At 61.7% G+C, this 18,195-nt stretch carries 14 protein-coding genes and 1 tRNA gene; 10 read left to right on the top strand and 5 right to left on the bottom strand.

Going from position 1 to position 18,195, the window contains the following annotated elements; translation table 11 throughout:
• The first annotated feature begins 280 nt into the window (after window positions 1–280).
• A complete protein-coding gene (locus tag AC1DXO_RS01620; protein ID WP_476976334.1) occupies window positions 281–1,990 on the top strand; it encodes a hypothetical protein in 1,710 nt (569 codons plus the stop codon).
• On the opposite strand, the gene AC1DXO_RS01625 is transcribed toward AC1DXO_RS01620, so the two are convergent.
• Window positions 1,991–2,545, bottom strand: a complete 555-nt coding sequence (locus AC1DXO_RS01625; RefSeq protein ID WP_476976335.1) for an alpha/beta hydrolase — start codon at window positions 2,543–2,545, stop codon at window positions 1,991–1,993.
• A 173-nt stretch (window positions 2,546–2,718) separates the two neighbouring features.
• On the opposite strand from AC1DXO_RS01625, the gene AC1DXO_RS01630 reads away from it, so the two are divergent.
• Window positions 2,719–3,654: an alpha/beta fold hydrolase gene (locus tag AC1DXO_RS01630; protein WP_476976336.1), complete on the top strand. Its 936-nt coding sequence runs from the start codon at window positions 2,719–2,721 to the stop codon at window positions 3,652–3,654.
• A gap of 10 nt (window positions 3,655–3,664) precedes the next feature.
• On the opposite strand, the gene AC1DXO_RS01635 is transcribed toward AC1DXO_RS01630, so the two are convergent.
• Both AC1DXO_RS01635 and AC1DXO_RS01640 read right to left on the bottom strand, forming a co-directional pair.
• A complete protein-coding gene (locus AC1DXO_RS01635; protein WP_476976337.1) occupies window positions 3,665–5,638 on the bottom strand; it encodes a sialate O-acetylesterase in 1,974 nt (657 codons plus the stop codon).
• A gap of 135 nt (window positions 5,639–5,773) precedes the next feature.
• Window positions 5,774–9,595 carry a hypothetical protein gene (locus tag AC1DXO_RS01640; protein WP_476976338.1) on the bottom strand — a complete coding sequence of 1,274 codons (3,822 nt, stop codon included), beginning with the start codon at window positions 9,593–9,595 and terminating at the stop codon, window positions 5,774–5,776.
• A 189-nt stretch (window positions 9,596–9,784) separates the two neighbouring features.
• Between AC1DXO_RS01640 and AC1DXO_RS01645 the strand changes: the two genes are divergently transcribed.
• The 6 genes from AC1DXO_RS01645 (at window position 9,785) to AC1DXO_RS01670 (ending at window position 14,651) form a co-directional block, all read left to right on the top strand.
• Window positions 9,785–10,978, top strand: a complete 1,194-nt coding sequence (locus tag AC1DXO_RS01645) for a patatin-like phospholipase family protein (protein WP_476976339.1) — start codon at window positions 9,785–9,787, stop codon at window positions 10,976–10,978.
• Window positions 10,979–11,189: 211 nt separating this feature from the next.
• Window positions 11,190–11,888, top strand: coding sequence for a tetratricopeptide repeat protein (locus tag AC1DXO_RS01650; protein WP_476976340.1), 699 nt, complete (start codon window positions 11,190–11,192; stop codon window positions 11,886–11,888).
• A gap of 133 nt (window positions 11,889–12,021) precedes the next feature.
• Complete coding sequence (locus AC1DXO_RS01655; RefSeq protein ID WP_476976341.1) at window positions 12,022–12,945, top strand: tetratricopeptide repeat protein; 924 nt, start codon at window positions 12,022–12,024, stop codon at window positions 12,943–12,945.
• A 166-nt stretch (window positions 12,946–13,111) separates the two neighbouring features.
• Window positions 13,112–13,804 carry an aquaporin Z gene (aqpZ, locus tag AC1DXO_RS01660; RefSeq protein ID WP_476976342.1) on the top strand — a complete coding sequence of 231 codons (693 nt, stop codon included), beginning with the start codon at window positions 13,112–13,114 and terminating at the stop codon, window positions 13,802–13,804.
• 76 nt (window positions 13,805–13,880) lie between these two features.
• Window positions 13,881–14,030, top strand: coding sequence for a hypothetical protein (locus tag AC1DXO_RS01665; RefSeq protein WP_476976343.1), 150 nt, complete (start codon window positions 13,881–13,883; stop codon window positions 14,028–14,030).
• A 546-nt stretch (window positions 14,031–14,576) separates the two neighbouring features.
• Window positions 14,577–14,651, top strand: a tRNA-Val gene (locus tag AC1DXO_RS01670).
• Window positions 14,652–14,929: 278 nt separating this feature from the next.
• On the opposite strand, the gene cpdR is transcribed toward AC1DXO_RS01670, so the two are convergent.
• Window positions 14,930–15,286 (bottom strand): cell cycle two-component system response regulator CpdR, encoded by a 357-nt coding sequence (gene cpdR / locus AC1DXO_RS01675; RefSeq protein ID WP_476976344.1) that lies wholly within the window; start codon window positions 15,284–15,286, stop codon window positions 14,930–14,932.
• Window positions 15,287–15,422: 136 nt separating this feature from the next.
• On the opposite strand from cpdR, the gene AC1DXO_RS01680 reads away from it, so the two are divergent.
• On the top strand, window positions 15,423–16,289 hold the full coding sequence (locus AC1DXO_RS01680) for an N-formylglutamate amidohydrolase (RefSeq protein ID WP_476976345.1): 867 nt from the start codon (window positions 15,423–15,425) through the stop codon (window positions 16,287–16,289).
• A gap of 286 nt (window positions 16,290–16,575) precedes the next feature.
• Here the strand turns inward: AC1DXO_RS01680 and AC1DXO_RS01685 are convergent, their stop codons facing one another.
• The gene (locus AC1DXO_RS01685) at window positions 16,576–17,382 is read right to left on the bottom strand and encodes a DUF599 domain-containing protein (RefSeq protein WP_476976346.1); all 807 of its coding nucleotides are present in this window, start codon (window positions 17,380–17,382) and stop codon (window positions 16,576–16,578) included.
• 213 nt (window positions 17,383–17,595) lie between these two features.
• Between AC1DXO_RS01685 and ppa the strand changes: the two genes are divergently transcribed.
• Window positions 17,596–18,132 carry an inorganic diphosphatase gene (gene ppa / locus AC1DXO_RS01690; RefSeq protein WP_476976347.1) on the top strand — a complete coding sequence of 179 codons (537 nt, stop codon included), beginning with the start codon at window positions 17,596–17,598 and terminating at the stop codon, window positions 18,130–18,132.
• Window positions 18,133–18,195 lie beyond the last annotated feature (63 nt).

Genomic DNA, 18,195 nt, shown 5'->3' on the forward strand with positions numbered 1-18,195 from the left:
CGCCGACCCTGCGGTTGGCCCCTTTCACGGCCACCTCCACTTCCCTAAAGCTACGGCACGTGTCGTATCGGAGGATGTCGTGCTTCGCGAGCCACCAATACCCAAACGGGTTTTAGGGAGGAGGGCTATAATCCGGCCTTGCCAGGTGATCCGTGGGGCGAAAAATAGCGCGAGCCAAATAGTCGCTTCGGTACGAAGTGAATGCGATAGCCGCTTCAAACGGCCTTACAGCTTGGCCGAGATGTGTTAGTCAAAGAGGACGTATGCCAGGGGGAGCCGCTTGATCTTCAAATCCGTAACCGTGTTGTTATTCGTGGTGGCGCTGACGGCGGCAGGGCCGGGGTTGGCGCAAAGCGGACATATCACGTTGGCCGAACCGGTCACGCCAGATCAGGCGGCTGCCAGCCAGCATCTCGTCGCTGGGCCGGATGGGCAAGCCGCGCTGAACGCCAATGTGGCGCGCACGCTGGCGCCCGACTTCGAGCTGGCCGACGATGTCACGGTGGTCGACGGGCCGAACACGACAGGCGACGTCGTGAACCTGCCGATCCTGTTTCCGGATTTGAAGTCGCAGATCATGCTGAGCGTGCCCGTGCGCTTTCGCCGGACGGCGACGCTGGACAAGGCGTTTCGGTCTGGAGAGGTGTCCTTTGCCAAGGGAACGCGCCTGTACCGACAATTCCTGCCCCAGGCGCCGGGTGCGATGACCGGTTACGAGCAGTGGTGCGGCATGGGCACGCTCGACTATACCGGCAATCCGGAGCGGGACATTCTGTGTTTTGTGCGCACCGTAGGCGGCAAGACCCGGCTCTACCGGCCGCAGAACGCGTATTACGACGTGCCGTTCTACGCCAGTGCTGGCGATTTTGACGCCGCGGACTTTCCGGCCATCTCCAGCTACCCGGATTACCTATCGGCCTACGACGGGCCGTTTCCGGCGATGACACCTGAGGCCCGGGCGCCGGCGGACATGACGGTGGTGTTGATGGTCACGCATTGGCCGCATGACGGTGATGAATTCCAGTGGGTTCTCAAGAAGGGCAAGGACGAGTTGTCCCTGAAAGACAGCGGTGCTCCGCCCGACACGGCGACACGCTTCGAAGGCGATCGTCTTGTTTTTCGCGTGGGGTGGATGGATCTGGTCTTTACGACGTTGGACGGACGGCTGCGCTTTGATGGCCTGGTCGACCTGGTCGCTGAACAGCCCGAATTGGCAGTAAATGCCGCGGCGTTCGACCGTAAGATGGCCGGGGCGGGACCTGAGGTCATCGCTGCCTGGCGCCTGGGCACGCTGGATATCGACCCCGATAGTCTGAGCCTGAAGGTCGCCGGCGGGACGGGAACGCTGCATTTGAAGGGAAGTATCCACAGCAAGGTGCGCCTTCTGGAGGGTACGCCGCCGACACATCTGCCGATCCGGATGGGCGAGGCGGTGGGATTTTACCAGGCCGGGGACATATTCTATGCCACGGTGCTGGATGTCACCTACAGGAATGGCGAGCCCTATTTTGTTAACGGCTGGTGCGGCGCCGTGCACAAAATCCCGGGATGGGGCCGGGACATGAAGCCCAGCCGGCAGACCTGTTTTGCGCCGGAAGATGGCTTTACGGCCATCCTGTCCGATGACAGCGCGACGTGGGAAACGCGAGGCATGACGGAACGTTTCGGGTTCGGGTTTCGGTTTCCGGGCAGGCTGCCGCCGTACGAACTGGTTGCGCTCGGGCCTGAGGATGCGCGCGATATCGTCATGCGCATCTATCGCGACCGGGAGCGGGATCCGGATGGTGACTATGTATTTGTCACGCTGTCGATTAAGGACAAAGAGGGCGAACGCGAACAGCGGACGTGGTTCGGGGCGTTCGACGCCGGCGGCCGGGCGGTGTTCAATCTATGGGCCAGGCGCCTGGTGATCGGCCGCGACGGCCGGGACGGCGTGACGGCGGCGCTCGCGGATGGCGGCGACGGGCTGGGGGCGCGGTTCGTGGAGTAGCTATGTGGAAAATGCACGGACGTCGTGAGCCACTTCGCTGAGATCGTTGTTCAGTTGATGGTCGCGGTGCGGCAGGCGAACGACGGTCGCCTGCGGGATGGCCTTTTCGTAAAGCCGAATATGCGCGAAGGGGACGGTCTGGTCGTCGTTGCCGTGATAGAGGCAGACCGGAAGTCCGGCCGGCAGGCCTCGTGAAAAATCTGTGCGTGGCGTGATGTCGTCGCTCGGCCAGCCGCCGTCACCGATAAAGGGCGGCGCGATAAGCATGAGGGCGGCGGGCTTGAACTTCGGTTCTGTCTCGGCAAGAGTGTGGAGCAGCACGGTTGCACCGACGGAGTGGCCTATAAGAATGGCGCCATCTTCCAGGGTGTCAAACGCGTCCAACAACGCGGTTTTCCAGGCTGGATAGCGTGGATCGCCCTCGTTGGGCATGCGGGGGTAGCGGATGGTATAGCCTCGGCCGAGTTCGTGCCTGAGGCTGTCGACCAGCCTGCTGTCCCACTGGTCGTGGGTCGTCTCTCCACCGCCCTGGATGAAAAGGATCTGTCGCGGCATGCGGTGCTCTCCGATCTGCGTCATGATGATGCCGGCCAAGCGCCAGTGTGCCTTACGGATATGGCGCAGAAAGGGCCGGGGCTATAGCTGCAAGGTCGCAATGCGGCCTCAGTTCCCGCCTAACGATAGGGACAATTAAAGACGATCGTCAAAAAAATTCGGGAAACGTCACAATGGATCTATTACGCTACCTGCAGCGCGGGGCGCTGCTTTTCATCGCCATGATGGCCATGGGCGCAGGCCTGGCGCAGGCCGGGCCAGTCGTCGTCAGCGACCATACGGTCGTGGCAAACGCGATCAAGATTCATTACCTGCAGGCTGGCACGGGCGACAAGACCGTCATCCTGCTGCATGGCTGGCCGGAGAGCTCGCATGAGTTTCATAAGATCGTACCGGATCTGGCGCGGGACTATACGGTCATCGTGCCGGATCTGCGTGGTGTTGGCGGGACCCAGGCAGCGGCCGGCGGCTATGACAAGGCCACCATGGCCGAGGATATCTATCAACTGGTCCAGGTGCTGGGACTGAAGAACGTCTATCTGGTCGGGCATGATACGGGCGGCATGCTTGCCTATGCCTATCTGCGGCTGCATCCCGACGCGGTAAAGGGTATCGCCATTGTCGATGTGCCGGTGCCGGGGATCGCACCGTGGGACGCGATCGAAGCCAATCCGTGTTGCTGGCATTTCCGCATGCACCAGGCGCCAGGCTTTGCCGAGGCCATGGTCCAGGGGCGTGAGGACATCTATTTCCGCCATAGCTATACACGGTTTTCGGTCCAGCCGGGCGCGATCAGCGACGAGGATGTGGCGATCTACGTCAAGGCCTATAGCGCGCCGGAAAGCCTGCATGCCGGGTTCGAATATTTCCGAGCCTTCGCGGCCGATGCCGTGTTCAACCAGGCCCACAAGGATGCGATCGCGGTGCCGGTGTTGCTGGCCGGCGGCGACCATTCGATGGGGCCGGTGCAGGACGTCTTTGCCGATGCGCTGAGGGCGCTGGGTGTGGCGAAGGTCGAGGCTGTCACGATCGCTGGGAGTGGCCATTGGGTGCCGGAAGAGCAGCCGCAGGCCCTGGTCGCGGCGCTGCGAACCTTTATCGACGCTTGACGCTCTATCCCTATTTTACATCCATCTGGAACGGTCCGGCGGGCAGGTCGTCGGCGCTGTACAGGTTGACATAGGGGGCGTCGGCCCAGGCATAACGCACGCGCGTCACGCCCGGCGTATTGGCGCCTTTCAGCACGATGCTGTCGCCTGAGACCGTGCCGGCGGCATAACTGCACGCATCACCGGCGCAGACTTCAAAGCCGATCGCGACATTGGCCGAATAGGTGCGCAGGCCGCCATTGGTATTTTTGAAGGCGATAACGATGTCGTCGCCAGCGCGCGTCACGGTCGTCGCTTCCGGGCCGCCGGCGGTTATGGAATCGCCATAGGCGACCACTCGGGCGGCGCGCGCCAGGCGTTCGCCGACAATGGTCTTTTGGGTCGGGTGAATGTCGGACCGATCGCCGACATCGATTGTCACCGCCAGGCCGGCATGCGGGTCGTTCCGCACGGCCTGACCTTGCGCCGCTCGCAACTCCGCCCAGCCCGAGGCGCCGGGCTGTGTCGCCACCGAGCCGAACGAGGTTAGTTGCGCCACCACGAACGGCAGGTTCGGCTCGCCCAGGGACTTGCGCCAGTCGGTCATCATCATGTCGAGCAGTTGCGCATAGTCGCCTGCCGCGCCGGCATTGGCCTCGCCCTGGTACCAGGCCGCCAGCTTGAATTTATACCCGCTCAGCGGCGCGATCATGCCGTTGTACAGGGTGGTCAGGCTGGTCGGGACGTCCCATGCCGCCGCCGGCTCGCTCAGGCCCGTCAACCGGCTACCCAGCTTGTATTTCCAGGCCGGCGACAACGGAATCCACTGGCCGTCGCTGATCCGCACACCACGACTGGTCGGCTGGCCGGTCAAGCCGCCGCCCTGGCCACCGCTCAGGACCCGCAGCACGACGACATTGCGCCCGGCCTTGAACACACCGGCCGGCACGGCATATTCGCGCCACTGCCACGAAAAGCTGGCGCCGCCGACGCGCTCACCATTGACCCAGGCGGTGTCGTAGGAATCGATTGGTCCCAACGCCAGGCCGTTGGCCTTGGCGGCCTGGGCCTCGGTCAGGTCGACCGTCGTGCGGAACCAGGCTGCCCCGTCGAAATCCTTGAATTCAGCGATTCCGGCATCTTTCCATGAGCCCGTCGGCGTCATCTCCGGCCATTTGGAATCGTCGAAATCGGCGGCTTTCCAGGCACGCTGGGCCTTGGCGTTCTTGTCGTGGGCCTCCCACCAGATGTCCTGGCGCTTATCCTCGTTCTTCATCGCCTTCGCCGGGTCGGCGGCCAGTTCGGCTACGGCGTCGACGCCCGCCGCGTAGGCCGGCAAGGTGCGTAAAGTGGGCGCGTCGATCCAGCTCTGGATCGTGGTGCCGCCCCAGCTCGAATTGATGAAGCCGACCGGGACACCGTAGCGCGCCTGCAACGACCTGGCCATGTAGTAGCACACGGCCGAAGCGTCGCCGGTGGTGTCGGCGGCGGACACCTTCCACTGTACGGCATTTTTCAGATCGTCGAGCGGAGCGGGCTCCGAGTCCTTCTCGATGTTGGCGAAGCGGATATTGTCGTTGCCCCAGCCCCAAAAGCCCGACCAGGCGCCGGTCGCCACGCGGGCGGGGAACTCCATGTTCGACTGGCCGCTGCACAGGTAAACGTCGCCGACCTTGATATCTTTGAGCGTGACGGTGGCGCCGCCTGACGTGGCGGTCAGGACATATGGGCCGCCGGCCGGCATGGCCGGCAGGTTGAGACGCCACTTGCCGGCGGAGTCGGCGGTAATCGTGGCCGACTGGTTGTTGAAGGCGACGGTGACGGACTGGGATGGCGCCGTGGTGCCCCAGAAAGTCAGGGGCTGGTCACGCTGGACGACGGCGTGGTCGCTGAAGATGCGGGCGAAACGCAGGTCCGGCGCCTGGGCATGAGCGGTGGAACTGAAGGCGGTGGAGGTAAGTGCAGTCAGGGCCAGGGCCGCTGCAATCGTTGTTGAATTCTTCATGGGTAAGCTCCTTCCGGCGTGACATTTCAAGCCCGCGTTATCCGGTCGCGGTTCGTTGTTCCGGCGAACATAGTCGCGGACGCGTTAATAATAAACTCAATAAATTTAATCGTCGCGGACGGCCATTCTACGATGTCACAACAGGATATGACTGAGCAGGCCGGGATCCGTGGCGACGGTTTGCGGCAAGATGATCCGGTCGCCGCCCCCAAGGTCGATCCAGGTGGTCGTGCCGTGTTGCGACAGGACCGGGGCGCCGATACCGTGCCAGGCGCGCAGGTCCAGAACGTCGCCTTCCGAAGCGTGGAAGTCGCCCACCGTATCGATGCCGCTGCCCGGGCGGAAGATGAACAGGTCGGCGCCAGTGCCGCCGACCAGCCGGTCAGCGCCCGCGCCACCGTCCAGCTGGTCATTGCCGGCACCGCCCGTCAGGCGATTAACGCCGTCATTGCCGAGCAGGATATTGTCGAGGTCATTGCCCAGGCCGATCAAGGTCTCCGTGCCGGTGAAGGCGAGGTTTTCGACTCCCGCCGACAGGTTTACCGAAACCGAGGCCAGGACCGAGTCCATGCCGCCACTATCGACGCCGCCGGCGATTTCGACGGCGCTGTCGTCCGTCTCATCGACAACATAGATATCGTCGCCGGCGCCGCCATACATGCGGTCGCCACCCGCGCCGCCGTCGAGGCGGTCGTCGCCGTCGCCGCCCCTGAGCAGATCGCGCCCGTCGCCGCCATAGAGCCGGTTATTGCCGCTGGTGCCCGTCATGACGTTGTCGAGTCCGTTGCCCGTGCCGTCGATATTGTCCGCACCGCTCAGGGACAGGATTTCGATTCCGGCGGCCAGGGTAAAGGTTACAGTCGCGCGGACCTGGTCGTTGCCGCCGGCGTCGTGGCCGTTCAGGGTTTCATCGACCATGTCGCCGGTGTCGTCGACATAATAGGTGTCGTCGCCACCGCCGCCACGCAGGGTGTCGGCGCCGTGGCCGCCATCAATCTTGTTGGCCAGGCTGTTACCGGTGATCAGGTTGTCGGCGTCATTGCCCCGTGCGACCAGGGCATCGGGCGATTCGAGCAGGGTCAGGTTTTCGAAGCCGTTGGCGAGGCGATAGCTGATGGCGCTGCGCACTTCGTCAATGCCTTGTCCAGGGCGTTCGACGAGGCTGTCGCTGGCACTGTCGATGACGAAGGTGTCGTTGCCGGCGCCGCCGTACAGGCTGTCATTGCCACCGCGGCCATCGATCAGGTTGCCGGCGCTGTTGCCGATCAGCCGGTTGTCGAGCGCGTTGCCGATGGCGTTAATCGGCTGGGTGCCGGCGAGGGTCAGGTTTTCGAGATCGTCGCCCAGGGTGAAGGCGACGGACGAGACGACGGTATCGATGCCGCCGCCGTTGACTTCGCTGACCGTATCGCCTGGGTTGTCGACGCCATAGGTGTCATTGCCCAGCCCACCAGCCAGGCTGTCGGATTCGGTGCCGCCATCGAGCATATCGTCGCCGCTGCCGCCGGACATCTGGTCGTGGCCGTTGCCGCCGTAGAGCTTGTCATTGCCGCGTCCGCCGAGCAGGATGTCGTCTCCGCCAAGGCCACGCAGGGTGTCGTCGCCGTCGAAGCCGGCGAGGCGGTTGGGGCTGTTGCTTCCGGTCAGCCAGTCCGCGCCCATGGTGCCGGTCTGGGTGGCATAGACCGGGTCGTTCAGGTCCCAGGTAAGAAGCTGTTCCGTACCGCCGGGCGTGCCGTCGGTGGCGTAGAAGATGCGCAGGTCGAGATCGGTGACGACGAGCAGATCGCGCTCGGAACCCTGGTCTATAAGCCTGACCTCGTTAAAGGCCAGGTTGCTGGCCGTATAGGTGAACAGGACTTCGGTGCCGGCGACGCTGTGGCCGTCGGTGCCGTAGAGGACGTAGTGGCCTTCGACGCCGATCAGGATAAGTTCGCGGCCGTGGATCTGGGCCAGGGCGTTGAGGGCGGCGCTGTGTCCACGTCCGTTATAGGTGAGCAACTGTACCGTGCCGCCTTGGGTGGCGTCGCTGCCCCACAGCTGGAGGTAGCCTTCGTCATCGATCGCCAGCAGCATGCGGTTGTCGAGGAAGGCGACGACCGCTGCCGAACTGAATTCATCGGTGGCGTCGTAGGTGAACAGGGTTTCGGTTCCGGCCGCCGTACCATCCGTGCCGTAGAAGCTGTAATAGCCGTCCGACAGGATGACGAACATATCGCGGTCGCCGGCACCGACCGGAACCTGGCCCATGATATTGGCGACGCTGTTGTGGCCACGTTCATTGGCGACCAGCAGGGTTTCGGTGCCGGCGGGCGTGCCGTCGGTACTGTAAAGATTGTAGATGCCGTCATCATTGATCATGATGAGATCGCGGCCATTGAGATAGTGGAAGCGCGACAGGGTGGCATTGCTCGTGCTGGTATAGGTGATCAGCTCGGCCGAGCCGGCTCTTGTTCCATCCGAGCCGAAGACGTGGAAAACGCCGTCGACGTCGAAGACGATGAGCGCCTGGTTGCCGACACTGTCGAACAGGCCGCCGGTGCTGTTGTGGCCGCGGGCATCGAGGGTAAACAGGGTCTCGGTGCCGGCCTTCGTCGCGTCGCTGCCGTAAAAGGTGGTGAAACCGTCGTCGTTGAGCGCCAGTATGGCGCGGCCGCCCAGGGTGAGAAAGCGCGTCAGGACCGCTGTGTGGCCATGGGCGTCGTAGGTGATCAGTTCTTCGGATCCCTCCGCGGTGGCGTCGCTGCCGAAGACATGGAACACGCCGTCGATGTCGACGGTGATGAGGGCGCGGCCGTTGAAGGTGTCGAGGAGCTTTGCACTGGCCGTGTGGCCGCGGCCATCAACCGTGAACAGGATGTCGGTGCCCGGCTTTGTGGCGTCCGTACCGTAGAAGGTCAGGAAGCCGTTGTCGTTCATCGTCAGTATGTCGCGGCCGTTAAAGCTGTCGAACCGGGTGAGCGTCGCCGTATGGCCACGTGCATTGTAGCTGAACAGTTCGCGCGAGCCGGCGGCCGTGCCGTCACTGCCGAAAACATGATAAATGCCGTCGACGACGGCGACGATAAGAGCCCGGCCGGAAAACTGATCGAGGACGGTCGTGTTGGTGGTGTGGCCGCGGCTGTCGACGGTAAACAGGATGTCGCCGCTGCCGGTCGTGCCGTCCGTACCGAAGAAGGTGAAGAGGCTCTGGTCATTGATGACGATAATGTCGCGGCCGTTGACCTGGGCAAAATGCGAGGCGGTGAAACTGTGGCCGCGCGCATCGTAAGTGAACAGCAGCGCCGATCCGGCGGCGGTCGCGTCGCTGCCGTAGAAGCTGAGCATGCCGTCGATGTTGAACAGGATGATGTCGCGGCTGCCGGTATTGCGGATCAGGGTCGAACTGGTGCTGCTGTGACCGCGGGCGTCGACGTGGAAGATCTCCTCCGAGGTGGCGCCGTCCGTGGCATAGGCGGTGTAATAGTTGTCGACGCTGAAAACCAGGATGTCGCGACCATTGATCGTGTCGAAATAGGCGCCCCCTGCCGAGGTGTGGCCCGTGCCGTCGACCTTGAACAACAGTTTCGAGCCGCCGGGCGTGCCGTCGCTGCCGTAGATGAGGATCAGCTTGTCGCTCTGGATGGCCAGCAGGTCATAGCCGTTGACGACGTGCATCAGGGATTGGGTGTTGTTGTGACCGCGGGCGTCATAGCTGAACAGGGCCTTGCTGCCGGCTCGGGTGCCGTCCGTGGCGTAGTAGGTGATCAGGCCGGATTCGTTGACCAGCAGGATAGCGCGGTCATTGATGACGTTGACGCCGACAATCGTTGTGTTGTGGGCATGCGGATCGTAGCTGAACAGAAATTTCTGCGCCGCATCGCCGTCATGATAAGAATAGAAGCTGTACAGGCCGTTGGCAAAATCGACCAGTATATTGGTTTGACGTGAGCCTATACGCAATAAAAATGAAGACATTACTATTATACCTCCCCGCCCGGTGGTGGTCCAATAATGATAAGCAAATGTCACTTTAAGCTGTATTGACAGCACATAATGGTACGGCCGTCCATACGGTAATGACGAACAATCGTTACGCGAAAGGGCCGGGACGGCTTGATTTGGTCATATTGCAGTGCAATATCACGCGCCTGCGGAGTGATGTCCATGTCGTTCGAAAAAGATGACGCCGCGTCGGCCATGCCGAAGCTGAGCCTTCCCTACGATCAGACCGTGCTGGTGTTACAGGGCGGTGGTGCCTTGGGATCGTATCAGGCCGGCGCCTACCAGGTCCTGCATGAGAACGGCGTCGATCCGGACTGGATCGCCGGCATCTCCATCGGCGCCATCAACGCCGCCATCATCGCCGGCAACGCTCCCAAAGACCGTGTGGCGCATCTTCGCGCCTTCTGGGACGAGCTGAGCAGTGATATTCCGGGTGGCGATATTCTGGCCAACACTTTACTGGGCAGGGCCTTTGCCGGTGATCCGTCGGCGGCGGGGGTTCGCCAGGTCAGCGGTTTCCTTAGCCTGATGACCGGGGTCAGGGGCTTCTTCCGGCCGTGGTTCATGCTGCCGTGGTTCAACCGTCCGGGCACGCCGGAAGCAACCAGCTTCTATGACACGCGGCCCTTGCGGGAGACCTTGCTGCGCCATGTCGATTTCGAACGCATCAATAGGGGCCCGATGCGCCTCAGCCTGGGCGCGGTCAAGGTGCGCAACGGCAACTTCGCCTATTTCGACACGCAAGAGGTCGGCCGCGTCATCGGGCCGGAGCACGTCATGGCCTCAGCCGCCCTGCCGCCCGGTTTTCCGGCGGTCGAGATCGATGGCGAGGCTTATTGGGATGGCGGTCTGGTGTCCAACACACCCCTGAGCTACGTCCTGGATTCGGGCGTGGCAAAGGACACGCTGGTCTTCCAGGTCGATCTGTTCAGCGCCGAAGGGCCGGTGCCCATCACCATGGACGAGGTCCAGGAACGGATAAAGGACATCACCTATTCGTCGCGGACGCGGATGAATACCGACGCCTTCCTCGAAAAATACCGCCTGCGCCACGCCATTCGGGCCCTGGCCGAGCATGTGCCGGCGGAGATTCGGGCTGAGCTGTGCGGGGGCAAGTTACCGGCCGATGTCTATGACGGCCGTGTCAGTCTGGTACATATTATCAACCGCGCCAACCGTCATGAGATCCAGTCGAAGGATTTTGAATTCTGGCGCGTGTCGGTCGACAACCGCTGGCGCGACGGCATGGACGATACACGCGCCGCCATGCAGGCAACGGCCTGGCGCGGCTTTGCCGACCCGGAGACAGGGTTGGCCGTGTATGATTATATCCGTCCCGACAAGACGATGGCGTAGGCTCAGGACGACTGGCCTAGGTTTTGCCAGAAACCCGGCGTAGACTTACGGATTCCGTAAGTGAGGGACGCCGCATATGAGTCGGATTGTTACTTCAACCCTGTTGGGCGCGCTGGTCTGGGCCGGCGCGGTCGGGAGCGTTTCGGCCTGGGACATGGGCCAAACTTCAGGTCAAACTTCTTCTGGCCCAACTTCTGGCCCAACGTCTGGCATGTCTTCTGGTCGAACCCTGGCGCAGACCCAGGCCGCGGCCAATGCCGGCGACCTGCGGGCGCAGTATGAGATGGGCGTCGCTTATGACAATGGCAACGGCGTGCCGGTCGATCACCGCAAGGCCTTCGATTGGTTCCAGCGCGCGGCGTCGCAGGGTCTGGCCGACGCGCAATTCAATGTCGCCATCATGTATGACGAAGGTCAGGGCGTGCAGCAGAGCTATGTATTGGCCGCCAACTGGTACAATGCCGCGGCTAATCAGGGCCTGCCGGAAGCCCAATATAACCTGGCCATGCTGTACGCCCAGGGGCAGGGCGAGCCGCAGGACGACGCCAGCGCCGCCTTCTGGCTGTACAAGTCGGCCACGCAGGGCTATGCGCCGGCGCAATATAATCTGGGCCTGGCCTATCTGAACGGCGCCGGTGTCGGCACCGATCCTCTCAGCGCCTGTCACTGGTTCCTCAAGGGGGCGCAACAGGGTGACGGCGATTCCCAGTTGCAGATTGCCCAATGCTATGAAACCGGACGTGGCGGGGCGCGCGACATGGTCCGCGCCTATGCCTGGGCACTGGTCGCCGCCGGCCAGGGTGAGGCGGGCGCCGCCGATTATCTGGGCAAGCTCGACAGCACCATGAATGACACCCAGAAATCCTATGCCGCCGACCTGTCGGGTGGCCTGGTGACCTCGCCGTCCTGAGGATAGACGGTGTGGCTTTAGGGTTGCGGTGGGGAAGTAAACCGCAGCCGACCTTTACGATATGCCGCCGCACTACTGGCACATTCTGACCCCCGCCTTCATATACCTTGCAGTGAATGGCTGGAGCAGACGCATGCGAAGAACGCTGGCGGGGTTGGTTTTTGCGATGGGTCTGGCGGTAGCCGGCCTGCCCGGGCTTGTTGCCGCGCAGGCCATGGCCGGGATGGACGACGTCGGGCGCGCGGCCGAAACCATGGATATCGCGACGCTGACGGCCCGGGCCGAGGCCGGCGACGCTGGCATGCAGCTTCGCCTGGCGGATGACTATTTTTCGGGCAATGGCGTCGTTCAGGACTATGGCGCAGCATTGCAGTGGTACGAAAAAGCCGCCAGCCAGGGTAATCTCGAGGCCCAGACCGAGCTTGGCGTCATCTATTGCAAGGGATTGGGTGTCACGGTCGATTACGCCCGGGCGCTGAGCTGGACGCGCAAGGCTGCTGAAGCCGGCTATGTCGGGGCGCAGTACAATCTGGGTGTCGCCTACGACAATGCGCTTGGTGTCGAGCGCGATGTGACACAGGCCTTCGTCTGGTACAGCAAGGCGGCTAGCCAGGGTTATGACGTCGCGCAATTCAATGTCGGCACCATGTACGAGAACGGCGAGGGCGTGGCGCAGGATTTTGCTCAGGCGGTCGGCTGGTACGCCAAGGCGGCGGATCAGGCCTATGCGCCGGCGCGCTATAATCTCGGCAGCCTGTATCTTGCGGGCAAGGGTGTGCCCGCCGATGCAGCGCGCGGGCTCGACTTGATCGAACAGGCGGCGCGGCAGGGGCTGGCCCTGGCGCAAGGCCGGATGGCGACGATCTGTTACACAGGGCAAGGTGTTCCGGCCGACAAGGTGCGCGCCTATGCCTGGGCATTGCTGGCCTCGGCCGGCGGCGATCGCGACGCCGACACGCTGCTGGATCAGATGGACTACGGACAGGAACTGACGGACGCGCAGCACGTCGAGGCATCGAACCTGGCGGGCACGCTGCTGCCGACGATGGCGCCATAACCGCCGTCCGGATTGCGCAATTCTGCTTTGGCGACTCGCAAAATCGCGATATGACGGCTCCCGGGCGGTAATATGGGTTTGCGTTCAATCAACGGCGAAGCTTAATTTGTAAACAGACCTTCCCGTCCGCGTGCGCCGGAAAACCAAACTATTAGGGAGGACTATCGTGAAAAAAGCACTCGCCGAATTGGTCGGCACATTTACCCTTGTCTTTATCGGCTGCGGATCGGCGGTCTTCGCCGGCGACCAGTCCGGCATGCTGCCTCTGGGCATCGCCTTTGCCTTCGGCCTGGCCATTGTCGCCATGGCCTACGGGATCGGCCCTGTTTCGGGCTGTCATGTCAATCCAGCGGTGTCGCTGGGGGCACTGATTGCCGGACGCCTGCCGCTGAAGGACTTCATCTCCTACGTCATCGCCCAGTGCCTGGGCGCGATCCTGGGTGCAGGCGCCCTGTACCTGATCCTGTCAGGCAAGGCCGGCGGCTATGATGTACATGCGGCAGGCCTGGGCCAGAATGGCTGGGGCACAGGTTACCAGGGCGAATACGGCCTGATGTCGGCCTTCGTCTTCGAAGCCGTGGCCACCTTCCTGTTCCTGGTGGTGATACTGGGCTCGACGCATAAACTGGCGCCCGTCGGTTTTGCCGGCCTGGCGATCGGCCTGACCCTGACGGCAATCCATATTGTCGGGATCCGGATCACCGGCGTTTCGGTCAATCCGGCGCGCAGCTTAGGGCCAGCGCTGTTTGTCGGCGGTACGGCCCTGACGCAGTTGTGGCTGTTTGTGGCGGCACCTCTGCTGGGTGCGGCGGCAGCCGGCGTACTGTTCCGGCTGGGCATACTGGAAGACAAGGCTTAGGGACTGGCATGGCTCCCGATATTCATGGATAATATGAAGATCGGGAGTCAATTCTATGGCCAATTGGGAAGATATTGTGAGCGGGCGTCACGGTTCCGCCAGTGAAGTGGTGCGTGACGTTCTGCGCGCTCATCTGGCCGAAGGGGCCGAACAAGCCAGACAGGGGGAGTTTGTCGACGGCTATACTATCGAGGGGCTGATTGCGGAACTCGACGACGAGTCGTGACATTCTGCGGAGAAATGCCCCTTCTGTTCACCGCCGGCGGGTAGGACTGTCGTATATGGATGGCGGAGCTAATCTTAATCCCGCGTACGCACAAACACGCGATTGAATCAAACGTCTATCAAGCGATTGATTAGAAAGAATTTTGCCCACAGATTTTCACAGATTAGCACAGATTTTCAGCATCTGGATTGTCTCCGTCACGTAGAGGGCCCCATCTGTTGGAAGGCCGCTGCCGCGGCCCAGTATACCATTGAAAATCTGTGCTAATCTGTGAAAATCTGTGGGCAAACCTATCGAAACGTAACCGTGCAATGAACCGCCTGGGCACGTTCTTGAAAAGCCATACTCCCAGCATTTTCTGGAAATGCATGAATACGATGGCGTAAACGGGTAGGGTCGGATTTAAGAACGATCCGGCTACAATATACGATAGCCCCACCTTCAACGACAAGATTTGGGTCGCTGAAGCGCTTTCCCCGAAAAAATCGCATCGTGACGCTTGCCAAGCGGGGGAGGCCTAGTTATACAGCCGCTTCTTCCGGGAATGGGCGCTTAGCTCAGCGGGAGAGCACTACCTTGACATGGTAGGGGTCACAGGTTCAATCCCTGTAGCGCCCACCATTCCCGGAATAAAAAAACGCCTGGCTGTTTATACAGCGAGGCGTTTTTTATTGGCAGCAGGCGGCGATCAGTCGTTCGACCTCAGTCACGATTTCACGCACACGCGCTCAAGAAGCGAAAGCGTTAGCGCAACGAAAAAAGCATTTGCGGGGCTCGCTTTACCCTCTTCAGGCTGCGATCAGTTGTTCGACCTCAGCTCCGATTTCACGCACACGCGCTCAAGAAGCGAAAGCGTTAGCGCAACGAAAAAAGCATTTGCGGGGCTCGCTTTACCCTCTTCAGGCTGCGATCAGTCGTTCGACCTCAGTCACGATTTCCCGCAAATGCACGGGCTTTTCGAGAACCTTGGCGTCCGGTGACGCCTTTTGTGCGTTAAGCGCTACGGCCGCGAAGCCGGTAATGAACATGATCTTCACGCCGGGCTGAATCTGGGCCGCCTTCTTGGCGACCTCGATGCCATCGGCGCCGGGCATGACGATGTCGGTCAGCAGCAGGTCGTAGGGGCCCTGGTCCAGGGCCAGGATGGCGCTGTCGCCATCGGCGCAACTGACGACCTCGTAACCGGCGCGCTGCAGGGCGCGGGTCAGGAAGCTGCGAACGGAGTCTTCGTCTTCGGCGAGCAGTATCTTTTTCATGCGACCTTCAGGTGCCCTTGCATCAATTCTGAACCCGCGCCACTCTACAAGGAATTTGGCGGATTTCAGCAAGATTGCGCGGTGGATGTAAATTTGGGATGAAGACGTGACAGGAATGTCCTACTAGAGACTTAACATGCATGATGCTGTCCCCACGCCCTGGCACCTTGTACACAGCGCGGACAAGGCTGTGGATGTCGTGCGTCCGCGCGTGCCGGGGGCGGCCGTCGTTTACAGCGTACCGCACAGCGGCCGCTACTATCCGGAAAGTTTTGTCGCCGAATCCCAGCAAAAAGGCCAGGCCCTGCGCGCCAGCGAAGACGCCTTTGTCGACGATATGGTCGGGCTGACGCCGGATATGGGGGTCTATGGCCTGGTCTGCCGCTATGCCCGCGCCTTTTGCGACGTCAACCGCAACGCTCTGGAACTGGATGCGCGGCTGATCCGTGGCGAACTGCCCAAGGCCGCACTGGCGCTGAGCGCGCGCGTCAAGGCCGGGTTCGGAGTGATAGCCCGCCGTCTCAGTGCCGATCAGGACATCTATCGGGCATCGCTGGATATGGGCGAGGTCAATCGCCGGCTGGGCCTGATCCATCGTCCGTATCATGACGCCCTGCGCGGGCTGCTGGACGAGGCCGGGCAGTACGGTCGGCCAGTCATGCTGGTCGACTGGCACTCGATGCCGTCGACGGCGCTGAACCTGCTGAGCGGGGTCAAGCCGGACATCGTCCTGGGTAATCGTCACGGGGAAAGCTGCGGTGACGGGCTGGTGCGGCGGGTCAGGGGTGTGCTGGAAGGGGCCGGACTGCGGGTTGGCCTGAACCGGCCTTTTGCCGGCGGCTATATTGTCGAACGCTATGGCGATCCCAAGGCGGGTATCGAAGCCCTGCAGATCGAGATCAATCGCGCCATCTATATGAACGAAGCGACCCTGGAACCGCACGACGGACTGCGGAGATTGACGCAGGTTTTTGCGACCTTGACGCGGGTCATGGCGGGGTAGGGAGGGGAAAGAAGGGCATGGGCGCCCTGCTGAACCACCCCCTCCGGCTCGCTTCGCGAGCCACCTCCCCGCGAGCGGGGAGGTATAAAAAAAGGCCGCGCTCAACGGCGCGGCCAAGTCTACAGGGAGGAAACGCCCAGGAAGGGCATCAGTGCCAAAGCACCGAACACGACCAATTTAGTTTGCGTCGCAAAATAACGCAAGATGAAAAAAGAAATCATATGATCACGTATCGTTACAATTCGGCGAAAGAATAAGGCTTTTATGTGAAGCTTTGTGGCGCGACCTAGCCTTGTTCATTGTGCGATGCACCATTTTTGTCCAAATTTTGCGCAGGCGCGATATCAAGCGGCCGGGTGGGGGTTGGATAGGGGTGGGCTTCAAGCAGTTCGCGCAACCGGCGCAGACCACGTGCCGACTGCGAGCGCGACTGTCGCCAGCCAAGCAGGGCCACCGCCCCGAGCGACGCTATAATCAGGGGGATGGGGCCGAACAGCCAGGCCGCCGAAGCGAGCGAAAAATAATAACCGCGCACGCCCTGGGAAAAGCTAGACATGGCGGGTTCCAGAATATTGGTCAGCGCGCCGGCGAATTCATCCGCTGTACGCGCATCCATCAGTTCGGGCAGCGATCCCATGGCGGCGGCGCAATAGTTCATCTGGCGTGTCGCCCAGATGAAGTCGAGCAGGCCACGCGCCAGACAAACGACAATCAGGCCGAGCTTCATCTGGAACAGCAGGACGGTCTGCACGTCGATGCCAAAATTGCGAATGGTTGTAATGGGAAGCTGGCCGCTGAACAGGACACCGCCGACTGCCGCGATCAGCAGCAGGTTGGCGGAGGAGAAGTTGGCCGCTGAATTGACAGCATGGGCCATCAGGTTGGAATCGAACAGCTTCAGACCACGTATGGTCATCTCCTTCATCCAGGCGGCGCGCACGACGCTGAGGTCGCGCACGAGCAGGCCGGACTTCTTGGATATCTGGCGCAGGAAGGGCTCGTAGCCCAGCCAGCAGAAAGCAAAAAACAGCAGGGCCAGCGTATCGATCGGATTGTGGGTGGCGGCGCCGAGGACGGCGTTCAGGGCGTTCATGGCAATCATTCCGGCGTAAGATCAGGCAGATGGTAAACCTAGGCTGAGTCGGGCTGGTGAAGAGCGGCTTTGTAAGGCGCGCACGCCGCAATATGGAACAAACGCGCGATTCGTGTTTTCTTCGCTTGTGCGAAAGGCCGCAAACCCTTATGAAAGCGCAACTTTTCGCTTTCTACCCTCCAGTCCTTCGCTTTCTCCCCAAAAGTCGAGCACATGAATATAGACAAAATTTCCGTTGGGCCGAACGCCCCTTGGGACATCCATGCCGTCATCGAAATCCCGGCCGGCGGCATGCCGGTGAAATACGAGATGGACAAGGATTCCGGCGCCCTGTTCGTTGACCGCTTCCTCTATACGGCCATGTTTTATCCCGGGAACTACGGCTTCATCCCGCACACCCTGGCCGATGACGGCGATCCGTGTGATATTCTGGTCGTCGGTCCGACACCGGTCTATCCGGGCGTGGTCATCCGTTCGCGCCCGATCGGCGCCCTGGTCATGGAAGACGAGGCTGGTCGCGACGAGAAAATCCTCGCCGTTCCGGTCGACAAGCTGCACCCCTTCTACGCCAATGTCGCCAGCTACCGCCAGATGCCGCCGATCCTGATCGAGCAGATCACCCACTTCTTTGCTCACTACAAGGATCTGGAAAAGAATAAGTCGACCAAGGTTATCGGCTGGGTCGAGCCGGACGCCGCCGCGCAGTTGATCCGCGATGGCCAGGAACGCCTGGCCCAGAAGATCGGCTAGATCTGGTAGTTTTCACCTATGTCAGGCGCGATGGAGCTGTCTCATCGTGCCTGGCAAGGGCGC

It is taken from the genome of Asticcacaulis sp. P2_C5 (genome assembly GCF_056404555.1).

Excerpts from the sequence above, each read along its gene's own strand:
- AC1DXO_RS01625 (WP_476976335.1), bottom strand. The coding sequence starts at position 2,545 with ATGCCGCGACAGATCCTTTTCATCCAGGGCGGTGGAGAGACGACCCAC.
- AC1DXO_RS01630 (WP_476976336.1), top strand. The coding sequence starts at position 2,719 with ATGGATCTATTACGCTACCTGCAGCGCGGGGCGCTGCTTTTCATCGCC.
- AC1DXO_RS01635 (WP_476976337.1), bottom strand. The coding sequence starts at position 5,638 with ATGAAGAATTCAACAACGATTGCAGCGGCCCTGGCCCTGACTGCACTT.
- AC1DXO_RS01640 (WP_476976338.1), bottom strand. The coding sequence starts at position 9,595 with ATGTCTTCATTTTTATTGCGTATAGGCTCACGTCAAACCAATATACTG.
- AC1DXO_RS01645 (WP_476976339.1), top strand. The coding sequence starts at position 9,785 with ATGTCGTTCGAAAAAGATGACGCCGCGTCGGCCATGCCGAAGCTGAGC.
- AC1DXO_RS01650 (WP_476976340.1), top strand. The coding sequence starts at position 11,190 with ATGTCTTCTGGTCGAACCCTGGCGCAGACCCAGGCCGCGGCCAATGCC.
- AC1DXO_RS01655 (WP_476976341.1), top strand. The coding sequence starts at position 12,022 with ATGCGAAGAACGCTGGCGGGGTTGGTTTTTGCGATGGGTCTGGCGGTA.
- cpdR (WP_476976344.1), bottom strand. The coding sequence starts at position 15,286 with ATGAAAAAGATACTGCTCGCCGAAGACGAAGACTCCGTTCGCAGCTTC.
- AC1DXO_RS01680 (WP_476976345.1), top strand. The coding sequence starts at position 15,423 with ATGCATGATGCTGTCCCCACGCCCTGGCACCTTGTACACAGCGCGGAC.
- AC1DXO_RS01685 (WP_476976346.1), bottom strand. The coding sequence starts at position 17,382 with ATGAACGCCCTGAACGCCGTCCTCGGCGCCGCCACCCACAATCCGATC.
- ppa (WP_476976347.1), top strand. The coding sequence starts at position 17,596 with ATGAATATAGACAAAATTTCCGTTGGGCCGAACGCCCCTTGGGACATC.